This is a genomic window from Micromonospora sp. BQ32, assembly GCF_059358895.1.
The window spans coordinates 272,718-291,167 of the sequence record NZ_JCADBI010000008.1 but is presented as its reverse complement, the minus strand read 5'-3'; the positions used below and the strand labels follow the sequence as shown (position 1 = coordinate 291,167).

At 68.2% G+C, this 18,450-nt stretch carries 20 protein-coding genes and 1 pseudogene; 8 read left to right on the top strand and 13 right to left on the bottom strand.

Features of this window, described 5'->3' with window-relative positions; all coding sequences use genetic code 11:
- A partial coding sequence (locus AC5L30_RS18175; RefSeq protein ID WP_494868594.1) for a bacterial transcriptional activator domain-containing protein occupies window positions 1–435 on the top strand: 435 nt, incomplete at its 5' end.
- Between the two features lie 913 nt (window positions 436–1,348).
- Here the strand turns inward: AC5L30_RS18175 and AC5L30_RS18170 are convergent.
- The gene (locus AC5L30_RS18170; RefSeq protein WP_494868593.1) at window positions 1,349–2,023 is read right to left on the bottom strand and encodes a GmrSD restriction endonuclease domain-containing protein; all 675 of its coding nucleotides are present in this window, start codon (window positions 2,021–2,023) and stop codon (window positions 1,349–1,351) included.
- A 280-nt stretch (window positions 2,024–2,303) separates the two neighbouring features.
- Here AC5L30_RS18170 and AC5L30_RS18165 point away from each other — a divergent pair, with 280 nt between their 5' ends.
- The 7 genes and pseudogenes from AC5L30_RS18165 to AC5L30_RS18135 all read left to right on the top strand — a co-directional run bounded on the left by AC5L30_RS18165 (window position 2,304) and on the right by AC5L30_RS18135 (window position 8,849).
- Window positions 2,304–5,090, top strand: coding sequence for a BTAD domain-containing putative transcriptional regulator (locus AC5L30_RS18165; RefSeq protein ID WP_494868592.1), 2,787 nt, complete (start codon window positions 2,304–2,306; stop codon window positions 5,088–5,090).
- A complete protein-coding gene (locus AC5L30_RS18160; protein ID WP_494868591.1) occupies window positions 5,087–5,938 on the top strand; it encodes a DUF2637 domain-containing protein in 852 nt (283 codons plus the stop codon). Before AC5L30_RS18165 ends, AC5L30_RS18160 begins: the two co-directional genes overlap by 4 nt.
- A gap of 342 nt (window positions 5,939–6,280) precedes the next feature.
- Entirely contained in the window at window positions 6,281–6,829 is a 549-nt protein-coding gene (locus AC5L30_RS18155; protein WP_494868590.1) for an RNA polymerase sigma factor, read from the top strand.
- A 1-nt stretch (window position 6,830) separates the two neighbouring features.
- Window positions 6,831–7,862 carry a CU044_5270 family protein gene (locus AC5L30_RS18150; protein WP_494868605.1) on the top strand — a complete coding sequence of 344 codons (1,032 nt, stop codon included), beginning with the start codon at window positions 6,831–6,833 and terminating at the stop codon, window positions 7,860–7,862.
- 57 nt (window positions 7,863–7,919) lie between these two features.
- Window positions 7,920–8,045, top strand: a pseudogene (locus tag AC5L30_RS18145) (DUF2637 domain-containing protein); the annotation flags it as partial.
- A gap of 224 nt (window positions 8,046–8,269) precedes the next feature.
- Window positions 8,270–8,605: a hypothetical protein gene (locus AC5L30_RS18140; protein WP_494868589.1), complete on the top strand. Its 336-nt coding sequence runs from the start codon at window positions 8,270–8,272 to the stop codon at window positions 8,603–8,605.
- A gap of 79 nt (window positions 8,606–8,684) precedes the next feature.
- Window positions 8,685–8,849, top strand: coding sequence for a hypothetical protein (locus AC5L30_RS18135; protein ID WP_494868588.1), 165 nt, complete (start codon window positions 8,685–8,687; stop codon window positions 8,847–8,849).
- 93 nt (window positions 8,850–8,942) lie between these two features.
- Here AC5L30_RS18135 and AC5L30_RS18130 read toward each other — a convergent pair whose 3' ends face one another.
- The 12 genes from AC5L30_RS18130 to AC5L30_RS18075 form a co-directional block, all read right to left on the bottom strand.
- Window positions 8,943–10,652, bottom strand: a complete 1,710-nt coding sequence (locus AC5L30_RS18130) for an AIPR family protein (RefSeq protein ID WP_494868587.1) — start codon at window positions 10,650–10,652, stop codon at window positions 8,943–8,945.
- Window positions 10,653–10,821: 169 nt separating this feature from the next.
- Entirely contained in the window at window positions 10,822–11,457 is a 636-nt protein-coding gene (locus AC5L30_RS18125; RefSeq protein ID WP_494868604.1) for a hypothetical protein, read from the bottom strand.
- Between the two features lie 212 nt (window positions 11,458–11,669).
- The gene (locus AC5L30_RS18120; RefSeq protein WP_494868586.1) at window positions 11,670–12,062 is read right to left on the bottom strand and encodes a hypothetical protein; all 393 of its coding nucleotides are present in this window, start codon (window positions 12,060–12,062) and stop codon (window positions 11,670–11,672) included.
- The gene (locus tag AC5L30_RS18115; RefSeq protein WP_494868585.1) at window positions 12,059–12,721 is read right to left on the bottom strand and encodes a hypothetical protein; all 663 of its coding nucleotides are present in this window, start codon (window positions 12,719–12,721) and stop codon (window positions 12,059–12,061) included. Before AC5L30_RS18115 ends, AC5L30_RS18120 begins: the two co-directional genes overlap by 4 nt.
- A complete protein-coding gene (locus AC5L30_RS18110; RefSeq protein ID WP_494868584.1) occupies window positions 12,718–13,125 on the bottom strand; it encodes a hypothetical protein in 408 nt (135 codons plus the stop codon). Before AC5L30_RS18110 ends, AC5L30_RS18115 begins: the two co-directional genes overlap by 4 nt.
- 11 nt (window positions 13,126–13,136) lie before the next feature.
- Window positions 13,137–13,478, bottom strand: coding sequence for a hypothetical protein (locus AC5L30_RS18105; RefSeq protein WP_494868583.1), 342 nt, complete (start codon window positions 13,476–13,478; stop codon window positions 13,137–13,139).
- Complete coding sequence (locus AC5L30_RS18100; RefSeq protein WP_494868582.1) at window positions 13,475–13,939, bottom strand: hypothetical protein; 465 nt, start codon at window positions 13,937–13,939, stop codon at window positions 13,475–13,477. Before AC5L30_RS18100 ends, AC5L30_RS18105 begins: the two co-directional genes overlap by 4 nt.
- 93 nt (window positions 13,940–14,032) lie before the next feature.
- A complete protein-coding gene (locus AC5L30_RS18095) occupies window positions 14,033–14,542 on the bottom strand; it encodes a hypothetical protein (protein ID WP_494868581.1) in 510 nt (169 codons plus the stop codon).
- A gap of 100 nt (window positions 14,543–14,642) precedes the next feature.
- Window positions 14,643–15,629, bottom strand: a complete 987-nt coding sequence (locus AC5L30_RS18090; RefSeq protein ID WP_494868580.1) for a DUF932 domain-containing protein — start codon at window positions 15,627–15,629, stop codon at window positions 14,643–14,645.
- A 167-nt stretch (window positions 15,630–15,796) separates the two neighbouring features.
- Entirely contained in the window at window positions 15,797–16,225 is a 429-nt protein-coding gene (locus tag AC5L30_RS18085) for a hypothetical protein (RefSeq protein WP_494868579.1), read from the bottom strand.
- Between the two features lie 132 nt (window positions 16,226–16,357).
- Entirely contained in the window at window positions 16,358–16,993 is a 636-nt protein-coding gene (locus AC5L30_RS18080; protein ID WP_494868578.1) for a hypothetical protein, read from the bottom strand.
- 80 nt (window positions 16,994–17,073) lie between these two features.
- The gene (locus AC5L30_RS18075; protein WP_494868576.1) at window positions 17,074–18,282 is read right to left on the bottom strand and encodes a hypothetical protein; all 1,209 of its coding nucleotides are present in this window, start codon (window positions 18,280–18,282) and stop codon (window positions 17,074–17,076) included.
- Window positions 18,283–18,450: the final 168 nt, after the last annotated feature.

Below are 18,450 nucleotides of genomic sequence, written 5' to 3'. Positions count from 1 at the left end.
AACGTCGACCTGTGGCAGCTGCAAGCCGCCATTCACCACGCCGCCAGCGCCGTCACCAACACCACCGCTGCCTGGCAAGCCGTCGTTGACGCCTACCCCGCTGACCTCGCCGCCGGACGCATCTGGCCATGGCTCGACCCCATTCGCGAAGCGACCCGCCGGCATGTCATCGACGCCTGCGCCGCCCTCGCCGACGCCGAACCGGATCCGCCGCGCCGCCTTGCCCTGCTGCAGGCGGGCCTCCGCATCGACCCATACAACGCAGACCTCCACGCCCGCGCCCACAGCGCCCTCACCACCCGCGGTGACCACGAGGCGGCCACCGAACTGCACGACCGCTACCTGCGTCTCCTGTCGCACAATGGGCTCGACGACGACTTCCCCGATAGCCTGTCGCACAGCCCAAGTAGCACGACCGGTGCCAGCCGGCAGTAACCCGGATCGTCCGATCAGGGCCGCTCAGGCAGGCGCAAGCCATTGATTCATCCTGTCGGTGAAGACCACCTCATAGCTAAGACCTCGTAGGTCTTCCGCGGTCGCACCCAGACCGCGAGCCCGAGCTAGCCCGGCTAACCATGACCAAGGATGATCCTCTGCGGACTCTTCGGCGTCGTCAGGGAGCACGGCGTTCAGAACGTATTGGGTGATGCTTTCCCGAGTCTCGACGAGCGGAACGACACCACCCGGGACGCCGGTTGATCTAGCAGTGAGAGTGAACCCACGTTCCGCATGCAGGAGCACGCGCCGACCGTCCTCCAGCACCGCGATCTCGCTAATCGCGAAGCTCCGGGTACTCGCATCCTCGGGGTACGTCCCTCGGAGATCGCAGCTGGCAACTAGACCGACGATACGACCAGGCTCGACCGGGGGAAGATTTTCGGGAGCACGGTAGGCGCCCGGGTACGGACGCCAACCGGCTTCCCCGCTGCTCACTGTCTAACTCCCGAAGTTCCCGCGATCGTTCCTGCTGTTATCGAACAAACCGTGCCACCTGATCACCGGTTACGGCGTGGGCGATCAAGATCCGCACCGGCTCAACCAACCGAAACCAGGTATTTGTGGTGTCGGGACAGCTACCCCAGCGCGGGGCCGAACCCGCCACCGACGCAAACTTGAAGATCCACTGGACCCGCGAGATAAGCCTGACCGACGTCGAGGTGGATAGGTCAAACCACTCTTCGAACGCTGGCCAGCCGGCCGGTTGTTCGCAGCCTTCAACCGGACCCCCACACCTGATCGCATGAACCCCGCCCAGGCTTGGCAACCAGTCGCTCCAGCGGTGACGAGCCTGCGAAGGTGCCCGGCCAGTGGCGGCTCCCCACGGATAGCGCCGCTGGCCGGGGTCAAGTCAGGAGCTGCAGGTGTTGAGCATGGCCTGTAGCGCGGACTTTTCCGACGACTGCAGTCTCAGGCTCCAGTTGTACTTCACCGTGATCCACATTTTGCTGTAGGTGCACCGGTACGACGACAGGGACGGCTGCCAGGTGGAGGGGTCCTGGTCCCCCTTGGACTGGTTGACGTTGTCCGTCACCGCGATCAACTGCGGGCGGCTGAGGTCGTTGGCGAAGCTCTGCCGGCGGCTGGTCGTCCAGGAGTTGGCGCCGGAGCGCCATGCCTCGGCGAGGGGTACGACGTGGTCGATATCGACGTCGGAGGCCGCGGTCCAGGTGGCGCCATCGTAGGGGCTGTACCAACGGCCTGAGGTGGCCGCGCAGGCGCTGTCGACGACGACGGAGGTGCCGTCACGCTTGAGGACCTGCTCCCGGGTGTTGCAGCTGCCGCTAATCGTGATCCAATGCGGGAACAGGTCCCGGGAGTAGCCGCTGGTCGAGCCTTCTGTGGCCACGGTCAACGCGTTGAGCTGCGATTGCGCCGTCGCCTTCGATGGGATGCCCGGGGGCGTGGCGGACGCCGGCTGCGCGCTGACGCCCAACAGGCCAGCGCTCGCGACGACTACGGCGGTGGTGGCAACCGCGACGGCATGCACAGCGCGGGGGAAGCGGGCAGAGAGTCGTATCCGCATAGCGGCCTCCTCGACATCGGGTAGACGGCAATCGTCTACAGCGATCATGTCCATCGAAGAGCGTGTTTGTGAAGAGAGTTGGAAGCAGCAACGAATCCGCATCGTCGCCTCACTCCCCCACGTCGCGAGGCACGGAGGTACGGCAAGGCCGTGACCTGCGGGTGTAAGGCCGCGTAAGGCCGTGTGAGGTGCTGTTAGCACCGGCATCGGTATCAGCAGCCCATCCAGCTCCTACGGTCGGTCTCACCGCCCCTTGCGCACCTCGGGAGGGAGACACGCCATGGCGAGACGAACCTCAGCAATGCTCGTACGCGCCGGTACCTTCGTGCTCGCGCTGGCACCACCGGTGCTGCTCTACCGGGCCGGCTGGCTCAGCCCCGGGATGGTGTCGGCGGACCAGTTGCGCGTGTGGCTGAACCAGCCACTGAGCGCCGATTTCCTCGCCTTGCTGGGGCAAGTCGGGGCCTGGCTGCTGTGGCTGCTCCTTGCCGTTGCTATCGCGGAACACACCCACCAGTACCTCGCCGATCGCCTGCGCTGGCACGTCGTGCTGCACTTACCCCGGCCACTACAAACGCTCACGGCGGTTCTGCTGGGCAGCACTGCCGTCACCACCGCGGCCGCTTTGCCCGCTGCCGCCGACAACACCACCGCGATGGACGCCGAGCCATCACCAGAGGCCCCACCGTCGGTAGGCGAGGGGCGACCTACTCCCGACGCCCTGGATGCCCCGCCGGCTCCCGCATCACGATTGCCGCACGGGGAAACTCTGGGAACGCTGCCGGCGCTGACCGTCTCCGTCCGATCCGCCGCGCCGCCGACCCTTCGCCAGGATGCGGATGTCAACCTGGCTCGTTCCACCCCGGGTGAGACGTGCCGAGTCGTCGCCGCAGACACCCTGTGGGATCTCGCCGCGAAGCATCTCGGTGACCCAAAACGCTGGCAAGAGATCTACACACTCAACCGGGGGCACAAACAGGCCAACGGCTACGCCCTCACCGACCCCGACGAGATCCACGTCGGGTGGACACTCGCGCTCCCCGCCCGTGAAACCAGGCCAGCACCTGCCCCACCTGATCCCACCGCGCCCACCCCTGGCAGCCCTGACGTCACGGCACCCGGGACAACCGACACCGCGCCCACCGCACCGCCGCAGGCACCACCAGCCAGCGCCATACCGGTCCCCGACAACAAGACAACGAGTACGCCGAGGCCGCCCACCCCCGCGCCGGCCACGCCGAGCGTCCCCGCCGACGGCGCGGCGTCCGCCTCCGAATCGCCCCCCGATCAGCCAGGCGACGAGGCTGGGGTCGCACTTCCGACGCAGGGCTGGATCAGCCTCGGCTTGGCCGCCGCCGTCGCCGCCGTGGCCGCCCTGCTCCGTCTCCACCGACGCCGCCACGCCCGGCTGATCTTCCCGGCACCGGTCAGCCCGGGTCCGCAGCCCACTCCGATGCCGCCGTCTCTCACTCACGTCGAAACCATCGGCAGCCGCGATCTCAGCACCGCCGTCGGTGACCACCGCCGGGCCAGCCCCGTCGGGCCAGCTCCGGTCGGCGTCGACCTGGAGGGCAATGAGGTGAGCCTGTTCCATTTGCCCGGTCCTGGCCTTGCCCTGAAGGGAGACGAATCCATCCCGGCAGCCCGCGCCGTCCTCGCCGCTGTCCTGACCACGGGCGTCACTGACAGCGCCACCGCCCGCCCGGTAGTCGTCACCACGGCAGAACTACTCGCCCGACTTCTGCCCTCGGGTGCCCCGCTGGTGGGGCTGGACCCCGACGGCACCGCCTACGACGGAGAACGCCTCATCGTGCTCGCCGACGTCGCTGCGGCGGTCACCCACGCCGAGGAGGAAATGATCGGCCGACGCCGGCTGCTGGACACCTTCGACGCCGAGACGATCACCGACCTGAACGCCCGCACCGACCATGCCGAGACGCAACCGCCGTACGTGCTGCTCATCGAGTCCAGACCCCGGCACGCCGCCCGCCTCCAGGCCGTCGCCGCCCACCGCGCCGCCCTGGACCTGCATCCCGTCATCGTCGGCCCGCACGACGGCATCCCCACCGTCAAGATCAGCGCCGAGGGCACCGCCACTGGCGACGAACCGCACCCGGTGACCCGGATGTCCACCCTCGGCGCGGATGACCTCGCCGCCATCCTCTCCATGCTCAGCGACGCTATAGCCCGTCCCGAGGCCGGGGCTGACGTCGACGACCCGCCCGCCGATATCTCGCCGGCCGCGGTGACCGTTGAGACGAACGAGCCGGTACCGGTCCAGCCCGAGGACGCGGCGGCCCTGGTCCGACTCCGCGTGCTCGGTCCGGTCACCGTCACCACCGACGCCGGTCCGATCACCACCGGAATGCGCAGCGGCTCCTACACCGCGCTCGCCGTCCTCGCCGCCCACCCCGCTGGCCGCACCCTCGATCAGCTCGCCGCCGACCTGCACCCCGACGTCGACCCGGCCGCCGCCGTCAAACGCGTCCGAACCGATATCACCTCCGCCCGGCGGGTGCTGCGCTCCGCCACCGGCCACGAGGAGCCCATGTTCATCGTCTACGACCCGGCCACCAGCCGGTACCAGCTCGACCCCAAGACCGTCACCGTGGACGTCTGGCAGATGCTCACCGCCATCGAACGGGCCACCGCCACCGACGACGAAGCGGCGATGCTCGCCGCGCTACGCCGGGCAACCGAGCTGTACGGGGGTGACTTCGCCGAAGGCCATGACCACACCTGGGCCACCGACTACGCCACCAGCTACCGGCATCAGATCCTCACCGCCTACGCCCGGATCGCCGAGATCCTCGAACCCGACCACCCCAACCAGGCCATCGCCGCCCTCGAACACGCCGCCGAACTCGACCCGGTCAACGAGGAGCTGCACCAGCGGATCATGCGCATCCACGGCAGGCAGCAACGGCCTGACGCCGTGCGGCGCACGCTACGCCGGCTGGAGGAACGCCTCGCGGACCTCGGCGACGCCGAACCGTCCCAGGCCACCCGCCGCGTCGCAGAACGCCAACTCCGACCCGCCGCCCCTATCAGCGGAGCACGACCATGACCCAGACGCAGCTCCGGCGTATGCAGTGGGCCGTGCGGGCGACGCTGTTACTCGGCGTGGCCGCCTCGGTCACCGCCAACATCCTGCACGCCCAAGCCAACCCGATCTCCCAAGCCATCGCGGCATGGCCGCCCCTAGCCTTGCTGATCACCGTTGAGCTGGTCACCCGCGTACCCGTACACCGGCGCACACTCGGCGTCATTCGGGTCATCGCTGCCTCGGCCATCGCCGCTATCGCCGCGTGGATCAGCTATCACCACATGGTCGGAGTCGTGGCGCGATACGGGGAGACCGGCACGGTGCCGTACCTCCTGCCGGTGTCGGTGGACGGACTGATCATCGTCGCGTCGGTCTCACTCCTCGAACTCGCCGCCCGTCTTCGTGAACTCCAAGACCAATCCCCATCGGCACCGGCACCGGTGGAGTTGATTGCGGACACCCAATTTGCCGCGCCGGCAGTATCGAGTCCGTTGCCCAAGCGCCCGCCCGGCGACGCCGGCGCGCCGAGGCCCGATGAGGGCTACGACGCCGCCGAGCATCCGGCGGGCGACAACCAGTCGGATGACGACAGCGGCAACCACGACTCCGACGATGAGCCGCACGATGACGACGATCCCGATGACGACGACGAAGATCTCGCCCCGGACCTGGTGCCGCTGCTGCCTGCCGCCCGCAACGCCCGCGACGAGCTGACCCGCGAGGGCCAGACAGTCAGCCGCGACGCACTCGCCCGGCGGCTCCGCCGCAACGGCCACTCCATCCGCAACAGCGGCGTATCCGAGCTGCTCGCCGCGCTGCGTCGGGAGACGCGATCGGTCAACGGTTCGCGGCCCACCGTGCGGGTCTAGCCGGTAGTGCGACCGCCCCGGCACATCGTGGAGCGCGACCTACCCGCACGAGCGGTTTCCCGGCGGCCTCTGGCAGCCAGTCACCTGGGAAATCTGAATGCTTGGCGGGCCTGTGACTCCCGCACAGGCCCTTGAGAGCGCATCCTCGTTGACCGCTCCAGCGCCACCATTGGCTCCCAACGTTTAACAGCCCAGGCGACGCAGGCTGAGGGCTGCTCGACGTTGAGGATCTTTCAGGCGAGTCACCACCGCGATCAACGACCTCGACACCCTTGGGTAATTCTTCCGTTGCTCGTTGTGATGTCACGGCTGGTGCCGGACATAGGCACATTAGGAGGTGTCATGGTCGCCAGCGAGAATCGGTTTACCGAGTTGTACGAGCGTCACCACGGTGACGTGTGGCGGTATGTGGCTCGGCGGGTCGTCAGGTCTGATGTCGGCGACGTGGTTGCCGAGGTCTTCCTCGTCGCGTGGCGTCGCCTGCGTGATGTTCCGGCGGAGTCCGCCCTACCGTGGTTGTACGGAGTGGCCCGGCTGGTGCTGACCAACGAGGCCAGGGGCCGTCGACGGTGGCGTGAGCTGACGTTGCGCATTGCGGCGGAGCCGGATCAATCGGTGGTTGCGGATCACGCGGACGAGGTGATCAACCAGCGTGTCGTCGCGTTGGCGTTTGATCAGGTTCCGGACGGCGATCGGGAAATTCTTCGCCTGGTTGCCTGGGAATGCCTGACAGCCGCCGAGGCGGCGGTCGTTCTCGGCTGCTCGCGAGCGACGTTCGCAATGCGGTTGATGCGGGCCAGGCGCCGGCTTCGGTCGCAGTTGGGTGTGGTCGGTGTCGAGACGGGGCGGACGCGGAAGGCTGCTCCGTCGATGTCGAATTGGAGTGGATGAGATGGACGCCGTCGATGAGGTGCGTCAACTGTTGGGCGGCTTGGATCCCGCGCGGGATAGTCGAGCCGAGGAGGAGCGTCGCGTGCGCGACCTGGCGCGTATTCTTGCATCCGACCACGCCGAGGGTCCTGCCAGACGGACGGTGCCGCGACGTCGTCTCGTCCTGGTGGCCGGCGCGGTGGTCTTGGCGGTGGCTGCTGGCGGGGTAGCGTTGGAGACGGCTCGGAAGCCGCGGCCGGCGTGGGCGGCAACCCCCGCGATCCTCCTCTATGGCCCGCCAGCGAGCGCGGAGCCGGCCCAGACCCGGCTGCGGCGCTTGGCGGAGGTGGCGGCGGGTCAGCCAGCGCTGCAGCGGTCGGCCGGCACGGTGGAGCACCTGGAGTCGGCGAACTGGTTCCTGAACTCCTCAATCACCGGCGAACGAACGACGTCCGCTGTCGTACCGGAGCAGTGGCGGTCCTGGCGGACCGACGACGACGCCGGCCGGAAGATCAGGAAGGCGTTGCCCCCGACGTTCCACTCCGATGCTGACCGCCGGGAGTGGAAAAAGCGCGGCGGCCGGATCGACTCGTCAGAGGAGACGCGTGACTACGCGGCCGGCGAATTCTACAGCCGCTGGCATGGCGCGGTACCTACGGACGCCACCGCACTACGCGGGTGGCTCACCGCGGGCGCGTCCGCACCCGAGGCCCCGGTGCAGTACCTGGAAGCTATCGCCGAACTCGCTGGCGTGCGCCTGCTGAACCCGGCGCAACGCGCGGCAGCTCTTAAGCTTCTCGCTGACCTTCCGGGCATCACGGTGACTGGCACCGTCACCGACCGCGTCGGGAGACCCGGCGAGGCGTTCTCGATCACGTCCGACGCCCACGGCCTGCCCGCCCAGTACACCGTGATCGTCGACCCTGGGTCCGGCGAGTTGCTCGGCTACGAGGAGGTATTGACCGAGAGGGCGGGCATGTTGAACGTAACAATCCCCGCAGTAATCACCTACCGGTCATATCTGGTCGCCGAGTACGCCGTCATGCGCCGCTGATGGGAGTTGGGTGGGTAGCGTCTCCAGGACGTCACCCACCAACGATAGAGATGTTGCTCCCGCGACGAGCTGATCCGCGAAGGCTAGACCGTCAGCCGAGATGCCCTCGCACGCCGCATACGCCAAAATGGCCACTCGATCCGCAACAGCGCCGTGTCGGAACTCCTCGCCACGCTGCGCTAGGAGGCACGCTCGGTCAACGGCTCTCGCCCCACCGCATCGGTATAACGTGCCATCGTCAGCTCACCACACATGATCAAACGCGCGAGGAGGCCGTAGGTGAGCGAGCCTGCCCGAGCGGCCAGCGCCGCCCGCCCACCGCACCCGCAGCACTGCCCGCCCTGGTGTACGGAGTGCCGCCACGACGACGCCGACCTTTCTCGCCCCGGGCACTCCTGCACCGAGGCGTGGCGGACAACGTGCACGTCTACTACCAGGCGTGCCTCCTGGTTGAGGCACACGTGCGCGTCGCGTTCTGGGACAAGGCCCCGAGCTGGATCGGCACCGATCCCGCCGACCTGGAACGCCCCTACGCCGAGTTCAGCGTTCCGGCCGAGGACGGCCTACAACTAAGCCTCAACCCGGAGCACGCTCGCAGCCTCGCCGCCGCCCTGCTCCGCGCCGCCGACGCCGCCATTCGAGGCGACGCCCCCAGTGACACACATCAAACGCGAACGGCAACGCTCCACCCTCGAACAGAGCCGTCAGTCGTAGCCCTGGCCTGGGACCGGCGGCGGTCTTGATCGCACCGTCGAGGTCAGCGTGGATAGGCACGGCTGCCCGAACGGGCACCACGCCGCACGCTGCCAGAAGGGACCACACATGACCGACACAACGCCCGGCCTCCACACGATCGAGGTTGCTGACGACGTGTACGACGTGCTCAAGCGCACCGCCGACAGCCGAGACACCGACATCAACGGCGCGCTGCGCTACCTGATCGAGGTTCCGACGCCTCGGGCCGTTACGGACGACGACGAGGACTGAGACAGCCCGCAGACGGGTGCCGTCGGTTCCACCATCGCGGACGCGGCGGCACCTGTCGGTGCTTCGGCTGCCGGGCTCGCCCTCGCCTTGCTCCTACCCCCGGATAAGACGGCTAATCAATTCCTGCGTGAAGGGTGGGCGCTTCAGCCGGTCCGCGGTCGGCAGTTGTCCACCTGCCACCTCAACGATCCTTTGCGCGGTTGCCCTGAAGGCCGACACGTAGTCGGCCTGACGCAGCAAATCAACCATCTGCTGACTTCGTTGATCGACAGAACGCTCATTCAGCCGCGCGGATCGCCCGTCAAACAACTCATATTTATAGGCCATCAGTATGTGGTAGCGGATAGGCTTGTATTCAGCCTCTAGACTTGTACGAAAAGCCGTTTCTAGTCGATATGCGGCAAAAGCCGAGGCAACGTACGGGGCAAGGCGGTGGTCGTCGTCAAAGATCGAGTCCCCGACCTCTGCGTAAAGATGCTGGGGATATCGAGCAGCAAGATGCGGTAGGTCAAGGAACGTCGCCGCGACGGCTCGCATCTGCTCACTAATAGTAACGATGCGCGTACGCGTGACATCACGGTAGTAGAACTGCCCAGCTCGTCGCTCGTAAGTCAAACCAGCCCCGAGCTGGTCTTGCAAATAGAAGTCCTCAAGGCGCTTCTGGAACTTGGTAAGGGCGACCAAGTCGCTGTCATTGACAGCGGTCTGCGAGTTTGTTGCGCGAATGATTCGTGTCGCCACATCTTCGTCATCCGTGACTACGAGCCGAATGGGCACGTAAACAGAGTCCGCAGCGTCGCCAAGTGACTCCTGCGCCAAGTAAATACAGTGGCTCGTCTGGCACCCGTTGACAACCTGGTAACCAGTCAAAGAGACGGCGTCGCCGGGTTTGGGCGCATACGACCGAGCAACCACCGTGACACCGTTGTTCAAGACGGGCAGCAGTGCACGCTGCGGCGATCCCAGAGTCTCGATTATCTGCTGATTTACGTCGTTTTCCTCACCCTTGAAGCCTCGCACGTTGTCGTAGAACACTCTCTCATTCAGAGTCCCATCCTCAGTCTGAATAAGCTTGAGAAGCTCTCGAACGGAAACAACGCCGAGGATAGCCTGATTAATGCCAGGCATCCCGGGCAAGTTGACGGCTTTTTCGAGCACGATGTCCGTCTCGTTAGCCTGAGTCTTTTTCCTCGACGCCTCATAAATGCGGGTCGCCCCGTAAAGTTCAAACGCCAACTCGCCAACGTAACTAAGAGCCTGCACTTCCCGCTGGACCGTCGCCGCCCTGTCGAGTACGTTCCCATCCGCGAGCGAAGCATCGTTGGCCGTGCTGACGAACGCCAAGTTTACGCGAGGCCGCCCCTTCAGTTTTGATGCATAGTCATCAAATATTCCGAACAGTGCGTCGGAGACGGCTGCAAGCTTCGGATGCTGCGAAGGAACTGTATTTGAAAGAACCTTCTTTGTCGCATCCCCAAAGTTCAAGATCTCCGAACTGCTAATACTCGTTGACGCCTTGACCTGCATCAACGTGAGCACAACTTCGAGGCTTCTCTTGTTTTCGCATACACCCGACACTTCGCTACGCTGGGTTACGAGTTCACCGTTGACCTCAAGGATCGCCAAGTCGATGCCGATGGTGGCCGGGTCCAACAAGAGATCCGTCATGTCCACTTGATCCAACACGTCATCACGGAGCAGTAAGGTTGCGACAAACAGCTCAAAAGCGTCCGACTCCGCCATGCCGAGGAGTTCCTGGGTCTCCCTGAATTCCTTGAAGAGGCCCCTAATAAGTGGATCCACGACGCTCCCATCATCTTCTGCTCAAACCTCCGAGGGCGTACAGGCTCCGTCCGCGCATTCACAGCCCTGCGCATTGACCGATCGAGCAAGTCCACCCACCAATCCCACAATAGCCACCGATCAGCCTCTAAGCCTCTGGCTGCTATTCCCACAAATCAAGCCAGGCCGCCTACTCGGGAAGGGCGCCGCTCACCTCACAGGCAGCGGCAAGCAATCGTTGTGCGGTGCGCTGGGTGATGCCGAGCTTCCGCGCCAGCGTCACGCCGAGTCCACGCTGGTCAAGCCCGGTGCGGTCGGCCTCCGCCAGCAGCGCGACGGCGGCCGGGAATCGAGGGTCGTCGGCGTATGGGTGTGGTTTGCGGGCACCGGTCGTGCCGGGCGTGCGGCCGGTGGACTGTCGGCCTGTACGGGCGTCGGCCACGGCCCACACGGTGCGCCGGAACCACAGTCGGCGCAGCCGCCCGTCCGGCAGCATCTCGACTCGGTCGGGGTGGTCGTACAGGGTGTCGGGCAGGTTGCGATACGAGCCGTATCCGAGGACCCTCGCCGCCGCGCCCGAGCCGATGAGGTCTTCGGAGTCGCCGCGGCGGTCGACCTTCGTCAACTCGGCGCGCTTCGCGGCCTGGTGCGCGACGTGGAATGCCTTGATGTCGTCAAGCCAGAACCACTCGCGGCCGTCGTGTTGGAAGCTATCGGGGAAGTCGAACCGGGCGCGGTGGCGGTGCCAGTGGTTGACCGTGGAGTAGGCCGCACCGGTGAACGCGGCGACTCCGGCCCGGTCGAGGGCGATCCGTCCGCCGATCATGCGTCGTGCCACGCCCCCATCCTCCCTCCGGTGGTGGCTCGCTGCCGGCGCCGTGCCGTAGAGGCGGCTACGGCTCGCCGTAGGATCGGCGGCACGCCCCGGCTCGGGTAGAAGCGGCCGTGTGTCCGCAGGCGGCCCGGAGTGGGCGAGGTGGCCGGTCGGGAATTGCACGCACCCTCGGGTGTGCCCGCCGGCCACCGACCCACCCCGGCCTACACGTGCGGGCGCAGCAGCCGCCACGCCACCTGCGCCATCCGGTCGATGCGCAGCGCTGCCAGTTTCGCCCGCGTGGCGGGTTTCAGTGCGTCGTGGACGGTCAGGATCGCGGCGGCGGTGGTCATGTCCACCATCACCCCGTCGATCTTGCGGCAGTTGCCGCGTGTGACCTCGCGTAGTACCTCGATGACGCGCGGATCGCCTGCGGTGGCGTCGTCGGGTAGCGCGTCGAACTCGACCAGTCCTTCGCAGTCCGGGCAGGTGACGAGGTGCGGGTCGTCGGTGATGCGGGTCAGCGGCCCGTCGTCGGCTGAGCACACTGCGCCGAGGCGGCGTCGGGCCTTCGCGTGGGTGAACGTCGGCCGCTCGCGCCGTGTGGTGTCGGTCATGAGGTCGTCTCCGTGTCGGGCCAGATGCCGAGGGGGTGGCCGGGTGCGATCCGGCCTCGGTGCGGGGTGAGGGTGTCGAACACCTCGGAGTAGGTGTTGTGCAGCTCGCCGCGGGTTCGCGCGAGGTGTTTGCCTCGTGTGAATTTGGCGGGCAGCGCGTCGGTCACGCGGCGGATCAGCCCGTAGAGGTCGCGGGCCTCGATGAGGTCGGCGCAGCCGCTGCAGGCCGACCACCGTTCTCCCCATGCCTGGGTGAAGGCGTGCTCGGTGTCGGTGCGGTGCGCCCGCGCCGCGCCGTGGCGAGACCGGTAGTCGGTGACGCCGACGACTCGTGTGGTGACTCGGCGGTGCGCGCTGAACTGGTTGGCGCACCGGTAAATCCAGGCGGCGTCGGGCGCGGAGCAGAAGTCGCACTCGATGATCGGGTCGGAGATCTCGGTGACCGGCACCGGCTCGGGGTCGTGGTCCTGGTTCCTGTGGCCGCGCTGCTCGGCCGCGTGCAGGTACTTCACGACGCCGAGGTCGCTGACGCGGATGTTGACGCCTCGTCGGCAGCGTCGGCAGTACAGCGACTCCGGGATCGGCGCCGAGGTCGAGCCGAGCGCTCTCAGCTCGGCGGGAACGCCGGCCCCGTCGGGCGTTGGAAGGTGCGGCCTCACTGTTCGCCTCCGGTCTGGTGCCGGTTGTGCGGGGAGGCGGGGTTGAGGGTCAGTCCGAGGCGCAGCCGGGTGAGGTCGACCAGCCGCCGGAGCAGGCTCGCGGTACCGGTGCTGAGGTCGGGGTCGTAGTCGTGGGCGATGCGGCAGGCGTCGTGCAGAGCCACGCTCGCCTGGGTGAAGGCGGCCTCCAGGGCGGCGTGGTCGTCGGCGCGAGTACGCCGAGCAACGCGGTCGGCGGGGTAGGTGCGCTCGGTGCCGTTGGGGAAGCGCAGGGTGTAGCGGCGCGCGTGGGTGGTGTGCGGGGTCGAGTAGGTGACGTCGGTGACGGTGCCGAGGCGGTGTTCGGTGGCATCGGACGGGGTGACGACGCGGGCGGTGTCGCCGACGTCCAGGGACCGGTACATCGGTGCTCCGTTCACAAGGAGGGGTTGGTCAGGTGGTCGGTCTCGCCGTAGCCGTTGACCTCGAAGGCGATGAGCCGGTCGTCGGTCTCGGTGGTGTCGGCGTGCAGGTACAGGCCGTCGGCGCGGCGTTTGACGCCTATGGAGACGCCGTGCACGTCGAGCACCACGTATGCGGTCTGGTCGCCGGGCTCGCCGGGGTAGACCCGCAGGTTGAGACGGGCGAGCACGTCGGCGCAGACAGGGTCGATCGAGCCGAGTAGGGCGAGCGCCCCAGCGAGCTGCTCGGTGCTGACCGTGCGTTGCCCGTCGCCGATGCCGTCGGTGTTCTCCGAGGGGTCGATCCAGGTCGTCATGCCCGTGTCCCGTCCTCGTCGCGAGGTTCGTTGCCGGCGTTCGTGGTGGGTGGGAAGGTGGCGAGGATGTCGCCGAGGGTGCCGCCGCCTCGTTGGTCGGTCAGGGTTGCGAAGGCGATGAGGGCGGTGCCGAGGGCGACCGCCTGTGCGGGGCTGTAGCGCACCCGCACTCGGGCGGCGTTGAGGGTGATGGCGCGGACCTCGACGTGACGTCGTTGCCAGATGGCGACGGGCAGCTCCTCGTCTGGCGTGGCCGTGACGGTCCCGGGCAGTGCCTCGTTCAATCCGGTGCGCAACGCTTCGCGTCGTTGGGCGGCGATGCCCTTCCAGCTGGACGCCTTCACGGTGAGAGCGGTGCGGTCGTCGCCGGTGGCGCTGGCCGCGCGGGCGTGGAAACGTTCGGCGTTGCCGGTCGCCTCGGCGAATTCGGCGGCAAGGTTGAACAATCGTTCTGCGGTCATGCGGAAACTCCGTGGTGAGTTCGAGGGGTGATGTCGCCGGGTGTGCCGCGCGGCCCGGGGTGCGACCGTGGCCGCGCGGCACGTCACGGGCGGTCAGGGATGGGCGGGCGGTGGCCCGGCGGCACCGTCCGGGTTGGCCGGTGCACCGGCGGTCCCGTCCGCGTCGAAGGGCGGTGCGGCCTTGACGTGGGGTAGGCCGGGGTCGAGTTTCTGGCCGCTGCGGTCGAGGCTGAGCGCCCCGTACGCGGTCAGGTGCGCGCCGACGGCGAGGGCCTGCGCGCCGGTGAGCAGCACGACGAGTCGGCGGCCTTCGGTGCTGTAGGTGTGCAGCTCGACGTGGCCGTTGGTCAGCGGCCGGACCGGCAGGAATCGCTCGACCGTCGCCCCGCCGGGTGCGGTCGCCCAGATCGCTGAGCAGAGTGCGTTCCACTGCTCGTTGACGAGGGCTTCCCAGTGCTCGGCGCGGGCGATGAGGTGGGCGTGTTCGGCTTCGCTGGTTGAGTGTTCTGCCATCGCGCGGGCGACCTCAGCCGCCGCGTGGTGGGCACTCACCCGGTTGGCCAGTCCGATCATGGTGGCGGCGGTGGGCTCCGGCGCGAGCATGGGCTCGGCTGCAGGCGTGGGAACGGACGCGGTACCGGTGGCGGGGTGCTCGCCGGTACCGGGGCCGGGCGTGGTGGCCCGGCCCCCGTGCCGGGCCACGTCAGACCGCCAGCAGCTCGAACGCGCGGGCCTTGAGGTCCGCACCGGCACCGGTCAGCGCCCGCGTGGCGCGGGCGAGGTCGGTCTTGGCGGGGGCGAAGTGGTCCACGTACTCGGTGATGGCCTGGTATCCGGCCCACCGGGTGCCCTTGATCGCCTTCTGCGTGTCCGCGTCCCGGACCAGGTACCGCAACGCGGCCGTGCGCTGCTTCGCGTTGTTCTTCGCGGTGTCCGAGGTGTCGTCGGCGACGGGCCACACCTGCGCGACAACCTTCTCGAACTCACCCATGGTCAACGACTCGTTGATCATTTTCTCGGCTTCGGTCTCGAAGTCGCCGAACGCCTTCCACATCAGGCCGAGGGCCTGCCGCGCCTCGGCGATCTTGCTGGAGACGTTCGAGGTGTGCCGGAACGTGTACGAGCTGACCGACCGGGCGAAGGCCAGGTTCTGCGTGTTCTTACAGACGATCCGCACGGGGGTCGCATCGAGGCGCAGGGCGGCCGTGCCGTCGTGGGAGGTGGTGGCCGCGAGGTATAGGTCCATGTCGTCCACACCGGCGATCTGCATCGCGGTGGGCAGCTTCATGGTGACGAACACCGAGCGTCCCTTGCGCATCGAGCCGGCGGTCTCGAAGTGCGCGCCGGAGGCGTCGACCAAGAGGTTGAGGGTCTCGGCGACCTGCTCGTTCTGCACCACGCTGTAGTCCTCACCGACCACGCCGAGGTACTCGGTCTCGCCCGTGGCCGGGTTGGTGCGGACGGTCATGTACTTGTCGGTGCAGTCGACCTTCGTCACCCCGCGCTCGGTGACCTCGATGCCCTGAAGGGCGATCTTGCGGACCTCCCACCCGCCGAGCCACGCCTTGCTCATAACCTCCTCGGCGGTCATGCACTCGTCGGCCACAGTGCCGAGCTGATGCCACGCGGTCAACCGCGCGGAGGCGAAGGCCGTCTGCCCATTCGCGAGCGTTTCCAGTTCGTGTGCCACGGTGGCACCCCTTCCAGGTTGTGTGTTGGCGGGCGGCGGGCCGGGGATTGCAACCCCGGCCGCGCCGTCACTAACAATGTTTCCTACCTCTATCGGTGGATCAAGACGATCGGTTGGAGTCGATCGAGGTTTCTGCGGCGAATTTGACGCCCGCTGCCGGCCGTGGCCTACCGGGTGTTGGTGGCCGGGTATAGCCGCCCGTCCGGGCCGTACAGGTACACGTGAACCGTTTTGAACGGGGCCGGTAGGTACACGGTGAACCCGTGTTCGGGAATGAACCGGGTCCGGTAGTCACGCGTGATGCCCAACAGGTACCGGTCGGGTTTGTCGCCGTGCGACCCCGGCGGGATGATGCCCGCCCCGGGACGGTCGGCGCGGGCGCGGCGGTGCCGCCCGAGCGCGATGTGCGGGCACAGCGACAGCGCGGCGGTCATGCACTCGGGATGCCCCGGCGGGTCGGCATAGCGCATCAACTCGGCCGCGCGGGGTCCGCCGAGTAACGCAACCCAATAGCCCATCGGCTCACCGCACAGCGAGCACCGGCGCTCGACGGCGAGGCGGGTTGAGGTGGTGGTGTTGATCGTGGTGAAGTCCACGTGCGACCCGTCGCCGGTCGGGTTGGGGTGGATGTTGACCGGTGGGATGGGTAGGCCGCGCCGCGCGCCGCGCGTCGCGGGGACGCGCGGCCAGCGCGGGCGGCAATTCTGGCACCTCGCCGGACGGGTACGTCATGATCGGCCGCCTACCGGTCCGGGGCGGCTGTCGCGGATGACGAGGCCCGGGTTGACCGCGCGCACGAGACGGGCCACCTCGTCCCAACCGGCCGCGTTGAACACGTGCACGTCGGCCGGCACCTGCGCAACCCGCAGCATCGTCAGGACGTCACCGGCGCTGTCCGCGTCGTCGAACACGATCAGGAGGTCAGCGCCGAGGATCGCGTAGACCCGGCCGTGATCGGGCGGCCAGGACAGCGACGCGGCGCTCCGGTGCGCGGCAGGCCACCAGCCGATGAGGTCGGCTGGGTCGCCGTCCGGGGTGTCGGTGTCGTAGCCCTCGCCGTCGAGCCACGCGAGGTGATCGGTGACGGTCCAATCAGGGTGAGCGAGCCACGTCTGCCGGACGGCTTGCCACAGGGTCAGCCGGGCCGGTGCGCCCACCGGGTCGGCCGGTTGTGAGCCGTTCGGGCCGTGGACCGGGCACAGTGGCGTGCCGTCGGTGTGTGACGCGCCGGAACGTGCCGCGAACCCGTTGAGGGGCCAGTCGCGCGGCGGCACCAGCCGGGCCAGTTGCTCGCATTCCGGGCAGCGCAGCGACCCCGGGTCGGTTGTCTGCCTGTGGTCGGGGTGGGGGTGTGGGGTGGTCATCGGTCGTCGTCCCTTCCGGTTGTTGGGGGCGCGCGAATGCCGGGGCCGGGCGTGGTGCCCGGCCCCGGCGAGGTGATCGGTCAGGCCGCGACCGGGACGGCGGCGGCCTCGTCGGTGCGGGCCTCGTCGCCGGTGGCGGTGTCGTCATTGGTGGGCGCGGCGGGGGTCTGGGGCCGGGCGAGGAACGCGCGCACCTCGGCGGTCGGGGCGGGCGCGTCGTCGGCGAGGGCGTAGGTTTCCGGGGCCTCACGGGTCAGCACCAGCACCCCGGCCGTGGCCATCTTCCGCATGCCGTTGCCGACCGCGCCGGGGCTGCGTCCGCCGATCTCACGGGCGACGGTGCCGGGGGTCACGTCGTGGCCGGGGCCGAGGTCGCGCATGAACGCCTCGACCCGGTTGCGCAACTCGTTCTTGCCCAACTTCGCCGACCCGTCGCTGTTGATCTCACCGGTGGTGCGGCCGGTGCCGGTGGCCCGCCGGACCGAGGGGCGGCGGATCTTGCGGGTGTGCCCGCACGTCGGGCAGGTGGTGTGCGTCGGGGCGTTGGCCGGGTCCACCGCCGCGAGGTCACCGTCACCGATGGTCCACAGCTCGTCGCCGTCCTCACCGACCGGCAGGCGACGCGCGGCACCGGTAACCTCCATCGCGGCGAGGACCGTGTCCCCCATCGCGACCGACAGGCCGCTCTCGTTGATCGCCTCGTCAGCGGTGATCCCGTCCGGGTGCCCACCCAACACCCCCGCCATGATCAACACCTTGAGGTCAGGCTGACGCGGCCCGACCGGCGCACCCGACACCGGCACCCCGGATACGGGCACCCCGGACACCGGAGCCTCGGGCAGCGCCGGCTCGCCCGGCGTCGCCTTGTCGTCGGCCGGGGCCGGCTCGTCGGCCGTGTCCGGCGTCGCGTCGGCGGTGGCCGGGGTGTCCTCGGTGGTCGTCGGCTCGTCCGCCGTCACGTCGCCGGTGGTGTCGTCGTCGGCTGAGGTCGGCTCGTCGGCCGGGGTCGGCTGGTCGGCCGTGTCCGGCGTCGTGTCGGTGGTGCCGCCGGTCGGGGTAACGGGCTCCCACAGGTCGGCGCTCTTGCGGTTTCCGTTGGTCGGGCCGGGGGTGCGGGTGGCGGTCCCGGCCTCTTCCATGTGCTTGAGCGCCTCGGTGACGACCGGCAGGGACAGGTTCTCCTGTCCGGCCAACTTGCGGGCGGTCAGGCCGGGATGGCGACCCAGCGCCTCGGCGACGACAGCGCGGGCCTCGTCGGTACCGGCGGTCAGGTTGGCGTTTGCGGTCATGACAATTACCTCCACGGAAAAGGGGTGGCAGCGGATTCGGCATTGCGCTTAGCGCGATTGTTTGCGGTTCCGCTGGGGCCGTTGCTTCGGTGCCCACGTCCATGGACCCTCTGCACCGGATAATTGTCAACCCCGCTGTTCAAGACTCTTTCCGGGAACCGTTCCGGG

Coding starts and splice junctions, on each gene's coding strand:
- AC5L30_RS18120 (WP_494868586.1), bottom strand. CDS start 12,062: ATGACCGACACCACACGGCGCGAGCGGCCGACGTTCACCCACGCGAAG.
- AC5L30_RS18160 (WP_494868591.1), top strand. CDS start 5,087: ATGACCCAGACGCAGCTCCGGCGTATGCAGTGGGCCGTGCGGGCGACG.
- AC5L30_RS18105 (WP_494868583.1), bottom strand. CDS start 13,478: ATGACGACCTGGATCGACCCCTCGGAGAACACCGACGGCATCGGCGAC.
- AC5L30_RS18170 (WP_494868593.1), bottom strand. CDS start 2,023: ATGCGGATACGACTCTCTGCCCGCTTCCCCCGCGCTGTGCATGCCGTC.
- AC5L30_RS18110 (WP_494868584.1), bottom strand. CDS start 13,125: ATGTACCGGTCCCTGGACGTCGGCGACACCGCCCGCGTCGTCACCCCG.
- AC5L30_RS18135 (WP_494868588.1), top strand. CDS start 8,685: ATGACCGACACAACGCCCGGCCTCCACACGATCGAGGTTGCTGACGAC.
- AC5L30_RS18150 (WP_494868605.1), top strand. CDS start 6,831: ATGGACGCCGTCGATGAGGTGCGTCAACTGTTGGGCGGCTTGGATCCC.
- AC5L30_RS18095 (WP_494868581.1), bottom strand. CDS start 14,542: ATGCTCGCGCCGGAGCCCACCGCCGCCACCATGATCGGACTGGCCAAC.
- AC5L30_RS18075 (WP_494868576.1), bottom strand. CDS start 18,282: ATGACCGCAAACGCCAACCTGACCGCCGGTACCGACGAGGCCCGCGCT.
- AC5L30_RS18165 (WP_494868592.1), top strand. CDS start 2,304: ATGGCGAGACGAACCTCAGCAATGCTCGTACGCGCCGGTACCTTCGTG.
- AC5L30_RS18100 (WP_494868582.1), bottom strand. CDS start 13,939: ATGACCGCAGAACGATTGTTCAACCTTGCCGCCGAATTCGCCGAGGCG.
- AC5L30_RS18155 (WP_494868590.1), top strand. CDS start 6,281: ATGGTCGCCAGCGAGAATCGGTTTACCGAGTTGTACGAGCGTCACCAC.
- AC5L30_RS18125 (WP_494868604.1), bottom strand. CDS start 11,457: ATGATCGGCGGACGGATCGCCCTCGACCGGGCCGGAGTCGCCGCGTTC.
- AC5L30_RS18080 (WP_494868578.1), bottom strand. CDS start 16,993: ATGACCACCCCACACCCCCACCCCGACCACAGGCAGACAACCGACCCG.